Raw genomic sequence first — 19,455 nt, forward strand, 5'->3', positions numbered from 1 at the left:
ATTACCCCGTTTTCAACCCAGCCAAGCGCCATCTCGCGGAACGAGGCAAGGGGTGGGGTGCTGTCATTTGTGCACCACGCGGCGACCACGTGAACACGAAGTCTTCGTCGCGCAACTCGGTCAATGCGACGCTGGAACGTGCGGCCAAGGGGTGGTCGCGCGGCACCGCAACCACGAAGTCTTCGCTTTGCAACAGGGTGGACGCGATCTTGGCGCTGGCAGTCGGCGGGCGCGCAGGATGCCCAGATCAATCTGGCCGTTTTCCAACGCCACAAGCTGCTCGGCGATCGTCATCTCGTGCAAGCGAAGCTCGATCCGTGGAAACGCGTGGCGGAAGGCACGAAAGAGGGCTGGTGACACGCTGAGCGTCGACGAGTGAATGAAGCCAAAGGTGAGCTGCCCGGCATGACCTGCCGCCACTTGGCGGACCTCCTGCGTGACATCGTCGATTTCAGACAGAATGCGGCGGGCGCTGTCCAGCAGGGACTGGACCCGGCCACCAGTTCCGCGGCCAGTGTACCCGAGGCGCCGGGGCGGTTCACAAAAACCAGCGGCACCGGGAAATGTTCCTGCGCCGCCCAGGCGATCAGACGTGCGGTTGCGTCAGTGCCACCACCAGCAGAGAACCCCACGATGATATTGATCGGGCGGTCCGGCTTCCATTCAGCCGCCGCTGTAAATGGCGTCAGGTCCAGAGCCGCCACAGCGGCCAGTTTTATCAGACGATTAAGCAAGTTTTCCTACCTAATACATGGTTCGAAATCGCGCTACTTTGGGTCATTAGATCAGTCCAATAGACAATTTGGGGCGATTTAATGCCGAATTGTTCTGGGACGAGGGCCACCCGTTGGAACAGTTTCGGGTTGACCCCCCGCTGACGCCCACACCAAATGGCGGGGGGGAAACTATCATGACATCGACCGAACCTGTGACCTGCGTCGGGCCCGACAAGGCCCCGCGACCGGCCGGTTTCACACTGCCCGCGGGCGCGTGCGACAGCCATGCGCATGTATTCAATGACGCTTCGAACCTCGTCCCGGAACGGGCCTATACGCCCAGCCCCGCTTCGGTGGATGATTACCGGCACATGCTGTCCACGCTGGGTCTGAGCCGTGGCGTGATTGTGCAGCCCAGCGTCTATGGCGCTGACAACCGCGCCACGATGCAAGCCGTCGACGCCAGCAACGGAACCCTGCGTGCCGTTGTGGTTCTGCCAGACGATGCCGTGCCGGACCAGATTACCGACTTGCACGCCCGGGGTGCCCGCGGCGCCCGTATCAACGCATTGCACTCGGAAGAGCGCGAGCGTGATACAATCACCCGCTGTGCCGACATGCTGGCCGATTTCGGTTGGCACCTGCAGATGCTGATCGATGTGTCGAAATTCGCCGCGCTGGAAGGGTTCGTGCGGGACCTGCCCGTTCCGGTGGTGTTTGATCACATGGGTCACGTGCCCATCGCGCAAGGAGTGGAGGCGCCGGGCTTTCAATCCGTTTTGCGGTTGATGAAAGATGGGCATGCATGGGCCAAGCTGTCAGCCCCCTATCGCATGACGGCGCAGTCGCATCCGCCTTACACCGATCTTGCCCCTTTTGCGCAGGCATTGGTCGCGGCCAATCCCGATCAATGCCTTTGGGGCAGCGACTGGCCGCATCCGTTCATTCCCGTTGATATGCCCAATGACGGCGCGTTGCTGGACATGCTGGCCGATTGGGTGCCTGACACTGCGACGCGCAACCGCATTTTGGTCGACAACCCGGCGCGGCTATACGGGTTCTGACGGCGTCACCTCGCGTTTCATGTTAGGATAACGGCGAAGCGAATTGCCGCGTCGGGTGAACTTGCAACTCTGTTGCGTTTGGTATACTGGCGTATACAAACGCGATTCCGGCCGCGCCGCGCGCCCTAAATTCATTCGCCAAACCGCCAAAAAGTGGATCCCGTCATGAGCCTTTATCAAGACTACCTGCAGGAAATTGAAACCCGCAAAGAGCAGGGCCTGAGCCCCAAGCCAATTGATGGTGCAGATCTGGCGCAAGAGATTATCGCCCAGATCAAGGACCCCGCGAACGCGCATCGCGCCGACAGCCTGAACCACTTTATCTACAACACCCTGCCCGGCACGACGAGTGCTGCCGGCGTGAAGGCCGAGTTCCTGAAAGAGATCATCTTGGGCCAGGCCTCGGTTGAAGAGATCTCGACCGAATTTGCCTTCGAACTTCTGAGCCACATGAAGGGCGGCCCCTCGGTGCGCGTTCTGCTGGACCTGACCCTTGGGGCCGATGCGGCGATCGCAGGTCAGGCTGCCGAGGTGCTGAAGACCCAGGTATTCCTTTACGAGGCAGATACCGACCGTTTGGAAGAGGCTTATAAGGCCGGAAACAAAGTGGCCGAAGATATCCTGCAAAGCTATGCGCAGGCCGAGTTCTTCACCAAGCTGCCCGAGCTGGACGAAGAGGTGAAAGTGGTCACCTATATCGCCGCCGAAGGCGATATCTCGACCGACTTGCTGAGCCCCGGCGCCGAGGCGCATTCGCGCTCGGACCGCGAATTGCACGGCAAATGCATGATCACGCCCGAGGCGCAGCAAGAGATCGAAGCGCTCAAGATCAAGCACCCCGATGCCCGCGTGATGCTGATCGCGGAAAAGGGCACGATGGGCGTGGGTTCCAGCCGTATGTCGGGCGTTAACAACGTGGCCCTGTGGACCGGCAAACAAGCCAGCCCCTATGTGCCTTTCGTGAACTATGCCCCTGTTGTGGCTGGCACCAACGGCATTTCGCCGATCTTCCTGACCACCGTGGGCGTGACCGGCGGCATCGGTGTCGACCTGAAAAACTGGGTCCGCAAGGTCGACGAGGACGGCAACCCGATCCTTAACAACGATGGCAACCCGATCCTGGAACAGAAATACTCGGTCGAAACCGGCACGGTTCTGACGATCAACACCAAGACCAAAAAGCTTTATAACGAAGATGGCTCGGAAGAGCTGGTCGACATGGCTGGATCGTTCACACCGCAAAAGATGGAGTTCATGAAGGCCGGCGGTTCCTACGCCATTGTCTTCGGTAAGAAACTGCAGACATTTGCCGCCGAAACGCTGGGTGTCGAGGCTCCGTTGGTTTTCGCCCCGTCCAAGGAAATCAGCCACGAGGGTCAGGGTCTGACCGCGGTTGAAAAGATCTTTAACACCAACGCACGCGGTGCAACGCCGGGCAAGGTTCTGCATGCGGGTTCGGATGTGCGCGTGAAGGTCAACATCGTTGGTTCGCAGGACACCACCGGCCTGATGACCAGCCAGGAACTGGAAGCAATGGCCGCCACGGTCATCTCGCCATCGGTCGATGGTGCGTATCAGTCGGGCTGTCACACGGCGTCTGTCTGGGACAAGAAGGCACAGGCCAACATCCCGCGACTGATGAAGTTCATGAATGATTTCGGCCTGATCACTGCGCGTGACCCGCAGGGCGAATACCATGCGATGACGGACGTGATCCACAAAGTGTTGAATGACATCACTGTCAGCGACTGGGACATCATCATCGGCGGCGACAGCCACACCCGGATGTCCAAGGGCGTGGCTTTTGGTGCAGACTCGGGCACCGTTGCGCTGGCGCTGGCCACGGGCGAGGCATCGATGCCGATCCCGGAATCCGTGAAGGTGACCTTCAAGGGCAACATGGCCGATCACATGGACTTCCGCGATGTGGTGCACGCAACGCAGGCGCAGATGCTCGAGCAGCACGGCGACAACGTCTTTCAGGGTCGCATCATCGAAGTGCATATCGGCACGTTGATGGCGGACCAGGCCTTTACCTTCACCGACTGGACGGCCGAGATGAAGGCGAAGGCGTCGATCTGTATCTCGAATGACGACACGCTGATTGCGTCGCTGGAACTGGCCAAGGGCCGCATCCAGATCATGATCGACAAGGGCATGGACAACGAGGCCGCCACACTGCAAGGGCTGATTGACAAGGCCGACGAACGCATCGCGCAAATCCGCTCGGGCGAGAAACCGGCACTGGTGCCCGATGAAAACGCCAAGTACTTCGCCGAGGTTGTGGTGGATCTGGACGAGATCATCGAACCCATGATCGCCGACCCCGATGTCCATAATGCCGACGTATCCAAGCGTTACACCCACGACACGATCCGCCCGATCTCGTTCTACAACGCCGACAAAAAGGTCGATCTGGGCTTTGTTGGCTCGTGCATGGTGCACAAGGGCGACATGAAGATCGTGGCCCAGATGCTGCGCAACCTCGAGGCCGCGAACGGCAAGGTCGAATTCAACGCCCCGTTGGTGGTGGCCGCGCCGACCTACAACATCATCGACGAGCTGAAAGAGGAAGGCGACTGGGAAATCCTGCAGCGCTATTCGGGTTTCGAGTTCGACGACATGTTCCCCAAAGCACAGGCGCGGACCGAGTACGAGAATATCCTCTACCTTGAACGTCCAGGCTGTAACCTGTGCATGGGCAACCAGGAAAAGGCGGCCAAGGGTGACACGGTTCTGGCCACCTCGACCCGCCTGTTTCAAGGCCGCGTTGTGGCTGACAGCCCCACCAAGAAAGGGGAATCGCTGTTGGGTTCAACCCCGGTTGTGGTCTTGTCTGCCATTCTGGGCCGCACGCCCACGCTGGAGGAATACAAAACTGCCGTCGAAGGCATCGACCTGACCAAGTTCGCCCCGCCCAAGCAAACCCCGCTGGACAGCCGTTCGGTGCACTTCTAACCAAGACAAGGGCGCGGGTTAACCCCGCGCCTTTTTCATTGCCAAAGATAAGAAGGTAGTCGCCCAAACGGCAGCGGACGATGGGCCGATCTCTTTACCCCTTTTCTTCTCGATTGTCGCACCAAATTGACCCGTTTCCCGGTCTTGAGGTTCGTTACTCCTTTGTGCGAGAAGTGTTTCGAAACCAGTGGTGCGACCTGTGTACCCTACTGTTCTGGAGGTTTTTCAATGCGGCAGAACCGGGGGCCTCTTGGCAGAGTCATCCAAGCTTTTCGCGGTCAGAATCTAGGATCCTCGGAACCCAGTTTGGGTAGTGTCTGCATTTCCATGGTTCGCAACGAACAGGACATCATCGAACCCTTTATTCGTCACAATATCCGTTTCTTTGACTTGATGTTTGTTCTCGACAATGGGTCGACGGACAAGACCAGGCAGATTCTGGTTGATTGCGCTCGGGAATTTGGGTCCCTTTGCGTCTCTGACATCCCAAATGCAGAGTACGATCAGGGCCGCTTCATGACCGAAGCTATGCGTTATGTTCAGGCCGCCTGCTTCGCCGATTTCGTTGCGTTTCTAGATGCCGACGAATTCATAGAAGCGGAAGATCGCCAATCCTTTGACGCCGCTGTCAGCACCATTCCCAAAGGCTTCTTCGGCAAGATGAAGTGGAAAACCCTTCTCCCCGATCCTTCGATTTCTGAACAACAAAACCCAGACTGCCTGGACCGAATGACTTGGCAAAGACGCGTGGAAAGCCCGCAATACGTCAAAGGCATCTATCGCGCCGGCGGGTCTCTGTGTCTCGATTGTGTCGTCGATCAAGGGAACCATGCGTTCAGATTTCTAAACGGTAAGCTTCGCAGGTCGATTGATCTGAACAAGCTCAGCTTGCTTCATCTTCCGATCCGCAGCTCTAACCAAACGCTTGCAAAAGGCGTAAACGGATGGCGCGCAAATCTTGCACGTTCAGAAGTACCCGGCGATGCAGCGTTTCAGTGGAAACGGCTTCACGATCTGTACGAAGAAGGACGCAAGACTCTGGATTCGGCTGAGCTTGCTCACGAAGCCATGTTGTATGCACAAACAAGAGCACCAGAGGCTTGGAAGGAAAACGCGGTCGAATTTGAACACCAAATCGTGAGAAAACGATCGTTCTCAGACGGCCTTTCCGCCTCAATCGAGACGTTGTTGAAACCCGAACGCCCCGCGCCGCCGTCTGCTGCTTACATTCCGGCAAAGAGCAACTCCGAGTCTCGTTCCACTGCCAAAATTGAACATGCCTTTGACGACAAGTGGCATTGGGATCATTTCTTTCTGGACATCCCCCCAATCCAATTCGGTTTGGACAAATTCGAACCCAATTCCTGTCTGGATGTCGGGTGCGGAACTGGTGCTTTGTTGGACTTTCTTACCCGTTCTGGCGTCGACACAATTCTCGGGGTGGATGGCATCAGACCAGAAGCAACCATGCTTGATCCAAAGGACTATGTGCAAGGTGACCTGGAGCAGCCGCTTGAACTGAACCGGCATTTCGACTTGGTTGTTTGTTTAGAGGTGGTCGAGCACGTCGATCCCACCAATACCGGCACCATTTTCGAATCCATTTCCCGTCACGCAAAAAACCGAATTTTGTTTTCCATGGCTGAACCGGGGCAACCCGGGAACCAACACATCAATTGTTTGTCCATGGAAGAGGTCCTGAATAAATGGGCACAATTTGGGTGGTACCCGGTGCTGGAGGATACTTTGGCGCTCAGGGCCGTGTCGTCTCTTTCCTGGTTCCGCCGTAACTTGCTTTTGTTGGAGAGAACCAGGAAATCCAATCATCAGGAAACCGGCGAAGTTTTGCGTAGAATTGGCGCTAGAAAACACGACTGGTACAGTCAAAATGGCGGCATTCGGCGTTTCCCGTTCAACGAGACCGAGATGCCCGAGGGCAAAGGCTACGTCTAGAATCCAACATTCTTTGGCGGGCCCTGCAAGCGACGACAGACGGTGACTCCCTCCTCCGGCGTGTCAGGTACTTTACAGTTTTAATGGGGTGGTAACCGATCGACTGGCAGTCCCGTTACCGCCCCCATTTCAGGACCATAGGGTCCAGAGGTTTCAAGAGGTCGATCAAGCGCGACCGTATCGCCGGGTGCAGCGGGGCGATGGGGTGGCGGCAGAACTCGGATTTGATCACTCCGCCCTCCACCATCGCTGCCTTGCAGGATTGCCAGCCGCATTGGCGGTTCTCGTGGTTGATCGCCATGGCCACGCGGCCATAGGCGGCGGTGGCTTCGTCGATCCGGCCCGCGTGGAAATGGGTGATCACCGGCTTGATCTGATCCACGATCATGCCGCTGGTCATCGACCCGGTTGCGCCCGCATCCAGATCCGCCAGCAGGGTGATGGCCTCTTCCCCGTCAAACGGGGCCTCGATCGCGTCGCCCCCTGCCGCAATCAGATCGCGCAGTTTGTTGGCCGCGCGCGGGCATTCAATCTTGAACAGCTTCACCATCTCGATCTCTTGCGCCATCTTCACCAGCAGCGGCACCGGCAGGTCAACGCCCGAGAGCGGCGCATCCTGCACCATGATCGGAATGCCAACCTGCCCGACAGCCGCGAATTGCTCGAATGTCTGCTGCGCGTTCCCTTTCAGAAGCGCGCCGTGATAAGGCGGCATCATCATCACGATATCGGCGCCCAGATCTTTGGCGAACTGCGCGCGCTCCACGGCGATCTGCGTTGCGAAATGGCTGATCGTGACAATCACCGGCACGCGACCCGCGACATGTTCCAGGCTGTGGCGCGTCAGCACCTCGCGCTCGGCATCCGAAATCAGGAACTGTTCCGAGAAATTGGCCAGAATGCAGATCCCGTCCGCCCTCTGGTCAATCAGGCAATCGAGCACGCGTTTCATACCGTCAAGATCAAGCGTGCCGTCGTCGTGAAACGGTGTAGGCGCAACAGGCCAGATTCCAGAATAGGGGGTCATGGTTCAGCTCCTGAATGCTGTCAAAACGCGTCGGTCCGGCGAAATTTCGACAGGCCGACGCAGATTATTAATATTTTCGATTGCAACTTCGTTCTCTGGGCCCACCGATGTCAAGCCACGTCGGTACTTTGACCAACCGGTTCCGTGACAATTTGCAAGGGCCGACGCTTAGCCCTTTCACTTTCTTAGAATTGTTCTAAGTTGGTGAGCGTGAACCCCATTTAGTCATGACGCACCCCATTGCCGTCATGACAACGCAGCCGCCGGAGCCCAAATTGGACCCGCTATACTTTGTCTTCCTCGCCGCGCTTGTCACGGCCTTGGCCACAGGGCTTGGTCCCCTGCCCCTTGCCATCTGGCGCACGATGTCGCCAAAGGCCGTTTCGATCTGCAACGGAATCGCCGCCGGTCTGATGATCGCAGCCAGTTTCAGCCTGTTGCAGGAAGGGTACCAACTTGACCCGATCCGTACCATTCTGGGTCTGGTTGGTGGGTTCGTGTTTATTGCGATCAGCCACCGTATCATGGAACGGCACGAGGATTTTCACATCGGTGCCATTCAGGGTGCTGATGCCATCAAAATGCTGATGATCGTTGGGATCATGACCTTGCATTCCGCAGCCGAAGGGATCGGCGTCGGTGTTGCCTATGCCGGTGAAGACAACCTGGGTCAGTTCATTACCGCCGCAATCGCGGTGCACAACATCCCCGAGGGCCTTGCCATTGCGCTTGTCCTTGTGCCTCGTGGTGCCAAGGTTTGGCAGGCCGTCGGGTGGAGCATCTTCTCTAGCCTGCCACAGCCACTTCTCGCGGTGCCAGCCTTCATGTTCGTCACGTTCTTCACCCCGTTCCTGCCGGTTGGGCTGGGCTTGGCCGCCGGCGCAATGATCTGGATGACGTTGTCCGAGCTTGTGCCAGAGGCCTTGGAAAACGCCACCAGCCCAATGATTGCAAGCGCGGTCACAATGGCAATCGCCGGGATGATGGTTTTTGAGCTGTTGCTGAGAACAATTTAGCAGCCTTACCCACTAGACGTTAAACCATGTGCAGCCCGTCGAAAATGTGGAAGAACCTGATGACGATGACCCGCGTAGCCGTACAATGGCGCTGATACGCAACCTATGTTGTGTCCTTGTTTTGATGCTTGCATCAAACCTCATGCCCGTATTCGCCGACTGCCCACCCATGCAAAAAGAACGCGACCCCCTTCAGGGGTTGATTGACCACATTAGAAACCCTGAAACCCGGGAACTTCCCTTGCCTGAATGTGCCAAGAGAGAGGCGCGGAAGTGGGTTGCGGAAAGGCGCGCACAGCTTCTTGAAGGGCCAATGGTTCCGCCGTGGATTTACGCCCCGGATGCACCGATGTCCGATTTCTCGTGGGGAATGGGCGCCGGCGAAGATTTTCTTGAGGCCTTTGAAACCCGGCTCCATGAGCTTTCAGTGCTTGAGTACGAAGAATTTAGAAAAGCAAACCCAGAGCCTGTCGGCTGGGAAGGCTACTATCTTATGATCCGGGACAACTAGCTTTGGTGAGCAGCCGAAAGTGATTGTTGAAAGCTCTGCTTAGACAACAAACCCCGACGCGCTTCCTGAACATTCAGGAAAACCGCAAACCGGGCTCCAGACTGGTCCATCCACGTACCGCGTCGGGGTCTTCGCTGATCGGCATATTGCTCGGTCGTTGCTTCGGTGTGACCCCACGGTGTTCCAAGGCGCATTGTTGACGTGGCGCTCTAGTAATGGCCCCCGACATCCCGCACCTCAGCGATCTCAATAGGTGAGTAACGAAGGTTTCATGCGATCATCACACGCCTTTCATATGAAAGGATCATGTGTTTCATATGAGTTACGCACCCTCATCTTCCCCACTGAAAACACCGGCGCAAGGTTCAGAGCGTCAGGCTCAGATTGCCGAGATCGTGCGCGATCAAGGCGAGGCGAAGGTTGATGACCTGGCCAACCTATTTCAAGTGTCCGCCCAGACTATTCGTAAAGATATCAATGCTATGTGCAAAAATGGCCTGCTTCGGCGGGTGCATGGTGGGGTGGAACTGGCGCGTGCCAACGCGCAACATTACGATCTGCGCCGCATTCTGAACTTTGCTGCCAAGAAAAAGGTGGGGCAAGCGGCGGCAAAGCTGATTCCCGACGATGTGACGCTTGCGGTTTCAATCGGAACCACACCGGAATTGGCCGTTGGTTGTCTTGAACAACACCATGGTCTGCAGATCTTTACCAACAACCTTCATGCCGCTTTGACGGCCCACATGTTCGGCACTGCCCAGGTGACCATTGCCGGCGGCCGGCTACGCTCATCAGAGGCCGATATTGTTGGATCGTCCGCGGTCAGTTTCTTCGAAGGGTACCGCTTTGACATCGGCCTGTTTGGCGTTGCTGCGGTGTCTGCAGACGGGGCGTTGCTGGATCTGTCCGAAGCAGATGTGCATGCCCGCGAAGCCATCACGCGAAACGCGGCGAAAACAATCCTGGTCCTCGATTCCACGAAATTTGGCCGCAGGGCCCATGCCTGTAGCGGGCATGTTACAAAGGTCGACCATGTCGTGTGCGAAACCCGCCCCCCTGCAGCGATCTGCGAGATGCTGTTGGAAGCTGGCGTGAACCTGATCATTTGCGACGAGGTGTTGCCGTGACAACGGGCAAATCCATCCATCTGCGCTCAGTTCACAAAGCCTGGGGCGAGGCTGTTTCTCTCAGGGGGATCGACCTTGAGATTCCGGCAAACAAGTTCACCACGATCCTCGGCCCGTCGGGCTGTGGGAAATCCACCACGTTGCGGATCATTGCCGGGCTGGAAGAGGCCACATCGGGCACGGTCGAAATCGGCGGCGCGGATGTAACCACGCGCCCGGCATCGGGCCGCGACATTGCGATGGTGTTTCAGTCATACGCCCTGTTTCCGCACCTGTCCGTTGCCGAAAACATTGTTTTTGGACTGCGGGTGCGGCGCATGGGTCGGGCCGAACGTGATGCCAAGTTGAAACAGACCGCAGAGATGCTTGGCCTGTCCCACCTGCTGGATCGCAAGCCCAGCCAGCTTTCGGGTGGGCAACAGCAACGCGTGGCTTTGGGGCGTGCAATCGTGGCGGACAAGTCGATCTTCCTGATGGATGAACCCCTGTCTAACCTCGATGCGAAACTGCGGACCGAAATGCGCGAGGAAATCCGCGATCTGCAGAAACGCCTTGGGGTGACGATGGTTTATGTCACCCATGATCAAGTCGAAGCTGTGACAATGGCAGACCAGATCGTTCTGATGAACGAGGGCAGGATCGAACAAATCGCCACCCCGCGCGAGATCTACAGCCGTCCCGAAACCCTTTTTACGGCCAAGTTCATCGGCACCCCGCCTATGGGCACCTGCCGTGCAGGCGTTTTGGGTGTGGCGCGCGATGACATCACGCTGGGCGTTCGGCCAGAGGCGCTGATGATCGATCCCACCGGCCCCATCAACGCCACGATCAGCCACATAGAATACCTCGGCGCGGATGCCATGATCGATTGCCGCATTGGCGATCAGGTTCTGCCCTGCCGTGTTCCCGGTCGCACGGAACTGGCGATCGGTGCCCGGATCTCCCTCAGCGTCGCGCCCGATGATCTGCACGCCTTTGATACCGCCAGCGGGCGCCGTCTGGATGAGTTTCCCCCTGAATTTGCGGCTTTTTTTTCGTCGCAAACCACCGCCCCGAAAGGGCCAATCGCTTCGTCAACCGAAAGGTAGCTTTATGTTTGCCAATCTTCTGAAAACTGCCAGTGCCGCAGCCATCGCAACCGTGGCCACTGCTCATATGTCATTTGCCGTCGACCTGGAGTTCTATTTCCCCGTGGCTGTGGGTGGCGCTGCTGCCGACACCATTGAACAGCTGACCGCTGAATATTCCGAAGCCAACCCGGATGTGAACATCACCGCAATCTATGCTGGCTCGTATTCCGACGCTGGTCAGAAAGCCCTGACTGCGGCACGCGGTGGCAACCCGCCGCAGCTGTCTGTGCTGCTGTCCACGCAGATGTTCGCACTGATCGACGAAGACGTGATCGTGCCTTTTGATGACTACCTGTCGGACGAAGAGAAAGCCGATTGGATCGGTGGTTTCTACCCTTCCTTCATGGAAAACAGCCAGACAGGTGGCAACACCTACGGCATCCCGTTCCAGCGCTCGACGCCGGTTTTGTACTGGAACAAAGAAGCGTTCAAAGCGGCTGGTCTGGACCCAGAAACAGCCCCTGCCAACTGGGACGAAATGGTTGAAATGGGCAAGGCCCTGACCCTCAAGGATGACAGCGGCAACGTCACCCAGTGGGGCGTGCGTATCCCTTCGGCGGGCTTCCCGTACTGGCTGTTCCAGGGTCTTTCGACCCCGGCTGGCGCGATCCTGGCGAATTCGGACGGCAACAAGGTAAACTTCAACGACCCCAAAGTTGTCGAAGCGCTGGAATACCTGGTGGCTTTGTCCAAAGAGCATGGCGTCATGCAGCCCGGTTCGATCGAATGGGGCCCGACACCGAAAGCCTTCTTTGAAGGTGAAACCGCGATGATGTGGACCACCACCGGCAACCTGACCAACGTGCGCAACAACGCGCCGTTTGATTTTGGCGTGGCTATGCTGCCCGCGAAAGAGCGCCGTGGCGCCCCCACCGGCGGCGGCAACTTCTACCTGTTCAAGGACAGCACCGACGAACAGAAAGACGCAGCCGTAGACTTCGTTCAGTGGATCACCGCACCAGAGCAAGCGGCAACCTGGTCGATCGCAACCGGCTATATCGCGCCGCGCGCCGAAGCCTGGGAAACCGAGAAGATGAAGGCCTATACCGCCGACTTCCCGCCCGCTCTGGTGGCACGCGATCAGCTGGAATTTGCCGTTGCAGAACTGTCGACCTTCGAAAACGGCAAAGTGACCCAGGCGTTCAACGACGCGCTGGCCGCTGCGATTGCCGGTGAGATGTCGGCCAAGGAAGCTCTGGACGAGGCTCAGGCCAAGGCCGAGCGCATCCTGAAGCCTTACCAGTAAACCCCGGTCAACCATGGCCCTGCCCGGATCATCGGGCAGGGTTCACCGCTCAGGAAATCCCCGATGGAAACCGCACGCCGACAATGGATCTATGCATGGCTGATGCTCAGCCCGGCCATGGTTCTGTTGATCACCTTCACCCACTATCCGGCAGTGCAGACCATCGTGAACTCGTTCTATTCCACGCCGCGCGGACGGCGCAAAGCGGTGTGGATCGGGCTGGACAACTATCAGACGCTGCTTTTGGACGATGTGTTCTGGAAGGTTCTGGCCAATAACTTCTGGTACGCGGTCTGGACGATCCCGTTGTCGATCATCCTTTCGCTGGCCATGGCGCTTTGGGTCAATGACAAGCTGCGCGGGCGCGGCTTTCTGCGCATGGCCTATTTCACCCCCACCGTTCTGCCGCTGATCGCTGTGGCCAATATCTGGCTGTTTTTCTATACCCCCGGCTTTGGCCTGATCGACCAGATCCGCGGCCTTTTTGGCCTGCCCGAACAAAACTGGATGGGCTCGCCCGACACCGCGCTTTATTCGATGATCGCCGTGGCAGTCTGGAAAGAGGCGGGGTTCTTCATGATCTTCTATCTTGCCGCGCTGCAGACCATCCCGCCTAGCTTGCGCGAGGCGGCCGATATCGAAGGCGCGTCGCGGTGGTACTATTTCCGCCGGGTCCTGTTTCCGCTGTTGATGCCGACAACCCTGTTTGTATCGATCAACGCGGTAATCAACTCCTTCCGGTTGGTGGACCACATCTTTGTCATGACCGAAGGTGGGCCAAATAATGCCTCTTCGCTTTTGCTGTTCTACATCTACGAAGTGGCGTTCGATTATTGGGACACCGCCTATGCCGCGACCCTGACCGTCGTGATGATCGCGGTTCTGATCCTGCTTGCGATTGGCCAGTTCTTCCTCTTTGACCGGAGGGTGCATTACAAATGAGCTATGATCGCGCCCTGAACACCACGGCCGCCTGGATGCTGGCGATGTTTTGGCTTTTGCCGCTGGCCTATGCCGTTTGGACCGCGTTTCACCCTGCAGAGTTCGAAACCCGGTTCGAACCTTTCGCACCATTGACGTTGCAGAACTTTGTTCAGGCCTGGTCCGAGGCGCCGTTTGCACGCTATTTCCTGAACACGATGATCCTGGTCACGGGCATTGTCGCCGCGCAGTTCACCTTGTGCACGCTGGCCGCCTTTGCTTTTGCGCGGTTCACGTTTCGGGGCAAGGGCCTGATGTTCGCGCTGGTGCTGATGCAGCTTTTGATCATGCCCGACATCCTGATCGTGGAAAACTACCGCACGATGAGCCAGCTGGGCCTGATCGACACGATCACGGCAATTGGCCTACCCTACGTGGCCTCGGCCTTTGGTATCTTCCTGCTGCGCCAGACCTTCATGACCGTTCCGAAAGAGCTGGACGACGCCGCGCGGGTCGAAGGATGCAGCTATCTGGGCATCCTGTGGCGGGTCTATATCCCCCTGGCCAAGCCGACATTCCTTGCTTACGGGCTGGTCTCGGTCAGCCACCACTGGAACAATTTTGTCTGGCCTTTGATCGTCACGAATTCGGTGGAAACCCGCCCATTAACCGTGGGCCTGTCGATCTTTGCCGTAACCGATAGCGGCATTCAGTGGTCGGTGATCAATGCAGCGACATTGATGACTTCGGGCCCGCTTCTGATCGCTTTCCTTCTTTTTCAACGCCAGTTCGTGCAGAGCTTCATGCGCGCAGGCATCAAGTAACACCCATCGCGCCGCATTGTGCCAGCGCCCTGAAAGGACCAACTCATGTCTGATCTTCCCATCGTCGGCGCGGCCCTGTCGCTTGCGCAATTTATCGAGATGCGCGACGTCATGTTTGGGCACGACCGCGATCTTGAATTGCAAGACTTTCACAACCCGCAGACCCTGGACAGTGACTACACCGCCTTGGTCGAACAGTCCAAAAAGGCGCTTGACGGCTATGGGGGCCGGCACGGCATTCACGGCCCGTTCTGGGATCTGCCGCTGGCCACATGGGATCCGATGATCCGCGAGGTGATCCACGACCGCATGTTCAAGGCGCTCGGCGTTTGCGAGGCCTTGGGCAGCACGCATATGGTGGTGCACAGCCCCTACCTCGAATGGGATCATCGCAACATCATGCACTACCCCAATGCCAGGGAAGGCATTTTTGAGCGGTTTCAAACCACCATGGCCCCCGTGGTGAAGCGCGCTGAAGAGGTTGGAACAACGCTTGTGCTGGAGAATATCGGCGACATAGACCCGCATTTCCGGGTGGAGCTGGCGGCGTCCCTGGGCTCAAGCGCGTTGCAGATCTCGGTTGATACAGGCCATGCCCACTATGCCCACGGTGCCTGCGGTGCCCCGCCCGTTGATTACTTCATCAAGGCGGCTAGCGATGCGTTGCAACATGTGCACCTGCAAGATGCAGACGGCTATGCAGATCGCCATTGGGCGCTTGGCGAAGGAACCATTCGTTGGCAGGCCGTCTTTCGTGCCATTGGGCAGCTGACCAGCAACCCAAGGCTCATTATCGAAGTCTATGGCGACCAAAGCGTAGAGCGTTCCATGGCCTTCCTGCAGAACACTGGCCTGGCGCAGTAAAGTTGGCAAATTGGTGCCGAAAAGCCGCGGTACTCAAGTGAACCCACTGATTCCGTTCTGGGCGATGCGCAGGACGGACATTGCGGCATGGTGACTATGCAGATCCAAGGCGGGTTTGCGTTTTACCGACATTGTCAGGCAACCGGATATTTTGGCCACTTTAGTGCAGACGTCCGGCACGGAGCCGGCCCCCAAACGTCACGTCAGACGGGCAAAATTCCAACGGCCACCGTCGGAACCACCGGCTTCATCGTTTACACTCTTGGAAGTTCAGTGGTGAGCCGTGCAGGATTCGAACCTGCGACCCACTGATTAAAAGTCAGTTGCTCTACCAACTGAGCTAACGGCCCACATGAGGCCTGCTGATTATGAGAACTGCGGCGGGGGGTCAAGCCCCATTTGGCGAATTTCTTGGCAGAAATTCCGGGATGCGGCAATGCGTGCTGAACATGCCTAAATCCGCAATGTCGGCCGTTGTGGGAACATGGCTGGTGCATCGCTTTTGGACCGAATGGCGCGCACCTCTGGATTTGCGCCCGTGCAACGGCTATATGGCCGCCCATGCAACAGACAACCGGCCCCTCTGGCCTGCCCTTCATGAAAATGCACGGGCTTGGCAACGACTTCGTGGTGATCGACGCGCGCGTCGAGGATCGCCCGTTGACCGATGCGCAGGTGGTGGCCATCGCGCACCGCCATATGGGCGTGGGGTTCGACCAGTTGGCGGTGATCACGCCGGGCGACAATACAGATGCCAACCTGACTTTTTACAATGCTGACGGCTCGCTTTCGGCGGCGTGCGGCAATGCCACACGCTGTATCGCGCGGCACCTGATGGATGAGACCGGGCGCGACGCGCTGACCCTGCGGACCGAGCGTGGTGTTTTGGCGGCGCGTGATGCAGGTGGCGGGCTGACCTCGGTCAATATGGGTGCGCCCCTGCTGAACTGGGATCAGGTGCCTTTGGCGCGTGCGATGGATACGCTGGAACTGCCCATCGCCGGTGCGCCCACGGCCACTGGTATGGGTAACCCGCATTGCACCTTCTTCGTTAATGATGCCGAGGCGGTGGATCTGGCCACCCGCGGCGCTGAAATCGAGCATCACCCGCTGTTTCCTGAACGCACCAATGTGCAGTTCGCCCATGTCCTCGGCCCCGACCACCTGCGCATGCGGGTGTGGGAACGCGGCACGGGCATCACCATGGCCTCGGGCTCGTCCTCTTGCGCGGTGGCCGTGGCGGCGGCGCGGCGCGGGTTGACCGGGCGCAGCGTCAAGATTGACCTCGATGGCGGGCAGATCGCCATCGACTGGCGCGACGATGGCGTCTGGATGACTGGGCCCACGATGCATGTCTTCTCGGGCCATTTCACCCGCGACTTCCTCGAGGCGGCAAAGTGAACCCGCCCAAATTCACCACGCTGGGTTGCCGCCTGAACGCCTATGAGACCGAGGCGATGAAAGAGCTGGCCGCCGAGGCCGGCATGGGTGATGCCGTGGTAATTAACACCTGCGCCGTCACATCCGAGGCCGTGCGCAAGGCCCGCCAAGAGATCCGCAAGCTGCGCCGCGACAACCCCGATGCGCGCCTGATCGTCACCGGCTGCGCCGCCCAGACCGAGCCACAGACATTTGCCCAAATGGACGAGGTTGACCTGGTGATCGGCAATACCGAGAAGATGCAGCCTGAAACATGGGCCGGTATGGCCGCCGATTTCATCGGTCAGACCGAAAAGGTGCAGGTCGACGATATCATGTCGGTCACCGAGACCGCCGGGCATCTGATCGACGGTTTCGGCACCCGCAGCCGCGCCTATGTGCAGGTGCAAAACGGGTGCGACCATCGCTGTACGTTTTGCATCATCCCCTATGGTCGCGGAAACTCGCGATCGGTCCCGGCGGGGGTTGTGGTGGATCAGATCAAGCGGCTGGTGGATCGCGGCTATAACGAGGTGGTGCTGACCGGGGTGGATCTGACCAGCTGGGGCGCCGATCTGCCGGGGGAACCGCGGCTGGGCGATCTGGTGATGCGCATCCTGCGGCTGGTGCCCGATCTGCCGCGCCTGCGCATCAGCTCGATCGATTCGATCGAGGCGGATGACAACCTGATGCTGGCCATCGCGACCGAGCCGCGCCTGATGCCGCATCTGCATCTCAGCCTGCAGGCGGGCGACGACATGATCCTGAAACGGATGAAACGCCGCCACCTGCGTGATGATGCGATTGCCTTTTGCGCCCAGGCCCGGCAGCTGCGCCCCGACATCACCTTTGGCGCCGACATAATTGCAGGTTTCCCTACTGAGACCGAGGCAATGTTTAAAAACTCCGTTAAACTAGTGGCCGATTGCGATCTGACCTGGCTGCACGTCTTTCCCTACTCACCGCGCCCCGGCACCCCCGCCGCGCGCATGCCACAAGTGGACGGGCGCGCCATCAAAACCCGCGCCGCGCAGCTGCGCGCCGCCGGCGATGCACAGGTCACCCGCCACCTTGCCGCGCAGGTCGGCAAAACGCATCAGGTTCTGCTGGAAAACCCGCGCATGGGCCGGACCGAGCAGTTTACCGAAGTGAGCTTTGGCACCGACCAGCCCGAGGGCCAGATCGTGGCGGCCACCATCACCGGCACCGCTGGGCACCAGTTGCTGGCATGAGCCGCGTCCTGTTCCTGCACGGCGCCTCGAGCAGCGGCAAATCTACGCTTATTCAACAGGTTGGGGTGCAATCGCCGACCCCCCTGATGCACCTCTCGATCGACCATCTGCGCGACAGCGGCGCGCTGGATGTGGGCAGCTATGCCGCCAAAGGCGTGCGGTGGCGCGACCACCGCGCGGCGTTCTTTGACGGGTTCCACCGGGCGGTTGGCGCCTTTGCTGATGCAGGCAACAACCTGATCGTGGAACATATCCTGGACACCGATTGCTGGCATGCAGACCTGCAACAGATCCTGCGCGATCACGCTGTGTTCTTTGTCGCGCTGCACACCCCCCTGTCGGTGCTGCAGACCCGCGAAGCCGCGCGGGGCGACCGGCCCAAAGGCAGCGCCGAGGCGGATTACCATAATATTCACAATGGCTTAGACTATGACCTGACGCTTGACGGGCAAAGGGATGCGGCCGCGAATGCCGGGATCCTGCTGGAAAAATGGGAGGGCTTTCAGCCCCCCGGCGCCTTCTTTCGATAGCCACCTGCAAGGGTCACTGCGGCGGCGACCAGAATGGCGACCGCGCCCAAAAACTCCCAATTTCCAGGGGCATAGGCGAAAAGCAACACGTCGAACCCCAGCGCCCACAGGATGCCGGAATAGTCGAACGGGGCCAGCACAGACACCGGCGCGCGGGCCACTGCCTCGGCCGAGGCGATATGGGCCAACCCGCCCAGAACCCCCGCGCAACACAGCGCCAGCAAGGTTTCGCCCCGCAGTTCTGCCCAGCCAAACGGCGCGGAAAAGGCAGATAACCCCATGACAAGCAACGCAAAATAGAAGGCAATCGCGCCGGGGCTTTCGCTGACCGTCATCTCTTTGATATGCACGCGCACAAATGCCATCGTGGCGGCATAGGTCAGCCCGGCGGCGATGCCCAGCATTGCCAGCCCCTGCGGCGCGTGCAAGTCATCCGCCAGAAACAGCAGTACCCCGCAAAACCCCACAATGGTTGCAATCCATAGATGCGGGGAAAGCACCTCGCCCAGCATTCGGCGCGCAAGGGGCAGCGTCAGCAAAGGGGCCAGATAGGCCAGCGCCTGCGCCGTGCCGACAGACAGATAGGCAAAGGACACGAACGAGCAAAGCATTGAGAACGCACCGAAAACACCGCGTGTCGCGTGGGCCATCGGGCGTTTTGTTCGTAAGGTCGCCAGTTGGCCGCGCAACGCGAGATAGGCAAGGATAGGGATCAGCGCTACGGCCGACCGCCAGAACATGATCTGCCCGATCGGTGCGGATTTTGCCGCCCAGTGCACACAGGCCGACATGGCCACGATCAGACCGGCGGCCAGCAGCCGCAATACGATACCCATTGTATCCCCACAAAAATCTCTACAATGTTTGCGCTAACACTATCGGTGCGATGTTGCAACCGCATGACGGAGGGCAGAAGT

The 19,455-nt window shown here is 58.7% G+C and carries 19 protein-coding genes and 1 tRNA gene; 14 read left to right on the top strand and 6 right to left on the bottom strand.

All coding sequences use genetic code 11. The annotated features are described in order from the left end of the window. Position 1 precedes the first annotated feature (1 nt). The 3 genes from ACMU_RS19945 to ACMU_RS19665 are packed head-to-tail and all read right to left on the bottom strand — an operon-like array spanning position 2 to position 734. Entirely contained in the window at positions 2-208 is a 207-nt protein-coding gene (locus tag ACMU_RS19945; protein ID WP_081805342.1) for a LysR substrate-binding domain-containing protein, read from the bottom strand. Further along, the gene (locus tag ACMU_RS19950) at positions 121-360 is read right to left on the bottom strand and encodes a LysR substrate-binding domain-containing protein (RefSeq protein ID WP_407636985.1); all 240 of its coding nucleotides are present in this window, start codon (positions 358-360) and stop codon (positions 121-123) included. The genes ACMU_RS19945 and ACMU_RS19950 overlap by 88 nt, the downstream gene beginning before the upstream one ends. Continuing rightward, the gene (locus ACMU_RS19665) at positions 291-734 is read right to left on the bottom strand and encodes a hypothetical protein (protein WP_236626159.1); all 444 of its coding nucleotides are present in this window, start codon (positions 732-734) and stop codon (positions 291-293) included. Before ACMU_RS19665 ends, ACMU_RS19950 begins: the two co-directional genes overlap by 70 nt. A gap of 176 nt (positions 735-910) precedes the next feature. On the opposite strand from ACMU_RS19665, the gene ACMU_RS00975 reads away from it, so the two are divergent. The 3 genes from ACMU_RS00975 to ACMU_RS18560 all read left to right on the top strand — a co-directional run bounded on the left by ACMU_RS00975 (position 911) and on the right by ACMU_RS18560 (position 6,691). Beyond that, the gene (locus ACMU_RS00975) at positions 911-1,780 is read left to right on the top strand and encodes an amidohydrolase family protein (RefSeq protein ID WP_035256016.1); all 870 of its coding nucleotides are present in this window, start codon (positions 911-913) and stop codon (positions 1,778-1,780) included. Positions 1,781-1,945: 165 nt separating this feature from the next. Then, the gene (locus ACMU_RS00980; RefSeq protein WP_035255322.1) at positions 1,946-4,738 is read left to right on the top strand and encodes a bifunctional aconitate hydratase 2/2-methylisocitrate dehydratase; all 2,793 of its coding nucleotides are present in this window, start codon (positions 1,946-1,948) and stop codon (positions 4,736-4,738) included. A 327-nt stretch (positions 4,739-5,065) separates the two neighbouring features. Then, positions 5,066-6,691, top strand: a complete 1,626-nt coding sequence (locus ACMU_RS18560; protein WP_051587762.1) for a glycosyltransferase family 2 protein — start codon at positions 5,066-5,068, stop codon at positions 6,689-6,691. A 115-nt stretch (positions 6,692-6,806) separates the two neighbouring features. On the opposite strand, the gene ACMU_RS00990 is transcribed toward ACMU_RS18560, so the two are convergent. Further along, positions 6,807-7,718: a dihydrodipicolinate synthase family protein gene (locus ACMU_RS00990; protein WP_035255323.1), complete on the bottom strand. Its 912-nt coding sequence runs from the start codon at positions 7,716-7,718 to the stop codon at positions 6,807-6,809. Positions 7,719-7,945: 227 nt separating this feature from the next. Here ACMU_RS00990 and ACMU_RS00995 point away from each other — a divergent pair, with 227 nt between their 5' ends. From ACMU_RS00995 to ACMU_RS01030, 8 genes are all read left to right on the top strand, one after another. Next, positions 7,946-8,734: a ZIP family metal transporter gene (locus ACMU_RS00995; RefSeq protein ID WP_201769855.1), complete on the top strand. Its 789-nt coding sequence runs from the start codon at positions 7,946-7,948 to the stop codon at positions 8,732-8,734. Between the two features lie 142 nt (positions 8,735-8,876). Next, positions 8,877-9,245 (top strand): hypothetical protein, encoded by a 369-nt coding sequence (locus ACMU_RS01000; protein ID WP_035255324.1) that lies wholly within the window; start codon positions 8,877-8,879, stop codon positions 9,243-9,245. Between the two features lie 317 nt (positions 9,246-9,562). Further along, on the top strand, positions 9,563-10,372 hold the full coding sequence (locus ACMU_RS01005; protein ID WP_051587764.1) for a DeoR/GlpR family DNA-binding transcription regulator: 810 nt from the start codon (positions 9,563-9,565) through the stop codon (positions 10,370-10,372). Beyond that, the gene (locus ACMU_RS01010) at positions 10,369-11,460 is read left to right on the top strand and encodes an ABC transporter ATP-binding protein (RefSeq protein WP_051587766.1); all 1,092 of its coding nucleotides are present in this window, start codon (positions 10,369-10,371) and stop codon (positions 11,458-11,460) included. The genes ACMU_RS01005 and ACMU_RS01010 overlap by 4 nt, the downstream gene beginning before the upstream one ends. Before the next feature lie 4 nt (positions 11,461-11,464). Further along, positions 11,465-12,748 carry an ABC transporter substrate-binding protein gene (locus ACMU_RS01015; protein WP_035255325.1) on the top strand — a complete coding sequence of 428 codons (1,284 nt, stop codon included), beginning with the start codon at positions 11,465-11,467 and terminating at the stop codon, positions 12,746-12,748. Positions 12,749-12,811: 63 nt separating this feature from the next. Then, positions 12,812-13,690 carry a carbohydrate ABC transporter permease gene (locus ACMU_RS01020; RefSeq protein ID WP_035255327.1) on the top strand — a complete coding sequence of 293 codons (879 nt, stop codon included), beginning with the start codon at positions 12,812-12,814 and terminating at the stop codon, positions 13,688-13,690. Further along, entirely contained in the window at positions 13,687-14,493 is an 807-nt protein-coding gene (locus tag ACMU_RS01025) for a carbohydrate ABC transporter permease (RefSeq protein WP_035255328.1), read from the top strand. Before ACMU_RS01020 ends, ACMU_RS01025 begins: the two co-directional genes overlap by 4 nt. A gap of 45 nt (positions 14,494-14,538) precedes the next feature. Continuing rightward, positions 14,539-15,357, top strand: a complete 819-nt coding sequence (locus ACMU_RS01030) for a sugar phosphate isomerase/epimerase family protein (protein ID WP_035255330.1) — start codon at positions 14,539-14,541, stop codon at positions 15,355-15,357. Between the two features lie 274 nt (positions 15,358-15,631). Here the strand turns inward: ACMU_RS01030 and ACMU_RS01035 are convergent. Continuing rightward, a tRNA-Lys gene (locus tag ACMU_RS01035) sits at positions 15,632-15,707 on the bottom strand. Positions 15,708-15,918: 211 nt separating this feature from the next. Between ACMU_RS01035 and dapF the strand changes: the two genes are divergently transcribed. From dapF to ACMU_RS01050, 3 genes are read left to right on the top strand one after another with little or no spacing between them, the layout of a single operon-like run. Next, positions 15,919-16,758 (top strand): diaminopimelate epimerase, encoded by an 840-nt coding sequence (gene dapF / locus ACMU_RS01040; RefSeq protein ID WP_035255332.1) that lies wholly within the window; start codon positions 15,919-15,921, stop codon positions 16,756-16,758. After that, positions 16,755-18,008: a tRNA (N(6)-L-threonylcarbamoyladenosine(37)-C(2))-methylthiotransferase MtaB gene (gene mtaB, locus ACMU_RS01045; protein WP_035255334.1), complete on the top strand. Its 1,254-nt coding sequence runs from the start codon at positions 16,755-16,757 to the stop codon at positions 18,006-18,008. The genes dapF and mtaB overlap by 4 nt, the downstream gene beginning before the upstream one ends. Beyond that, entirely contained in the window at positions 18,005-18,538 is a 534-nt protein-coding gene (locus ACMU_RS01050; RefSeq protein ID WP_035255335.1) for a chloramphenicol phosphotransferase CPT family protein, read from the top strand. Before mtaB ends, ACMU_RS01050 begins: the two co-directional genes overlap by 4 nt. Here ACMU_RS01050 and ACMU_RS01055 read toward each other — a convergent pair. Then, the gene (locus ACMU_RS01055; protein WP_035255336.1) at positions 18,511-19,374 is read right to left on the bottom strand and encodes a DMT family transporter; all 864 of its coding nucleotides are present in this window, start codon (positions 19,372-19,374) and stop codon (positions 18,511-18,513) included. The two genes, ACMU_RS01050 and ACMU_RS01055, sit on opposite strands and share 28 nt — an antisense overlap. Positions 19,375-19,455 lie beyond the last annotated feature (81 nt).

This window comes from Actibacterium mucosum KCTC 23349, assembly GCF_000647975.1.
GTDB lineage: Bacteria > Pseudomonadota > Alphaproteobacteria > Rhodobacterales > Rhodobacteraceae > Actibacterium > Actibacterium mucosum.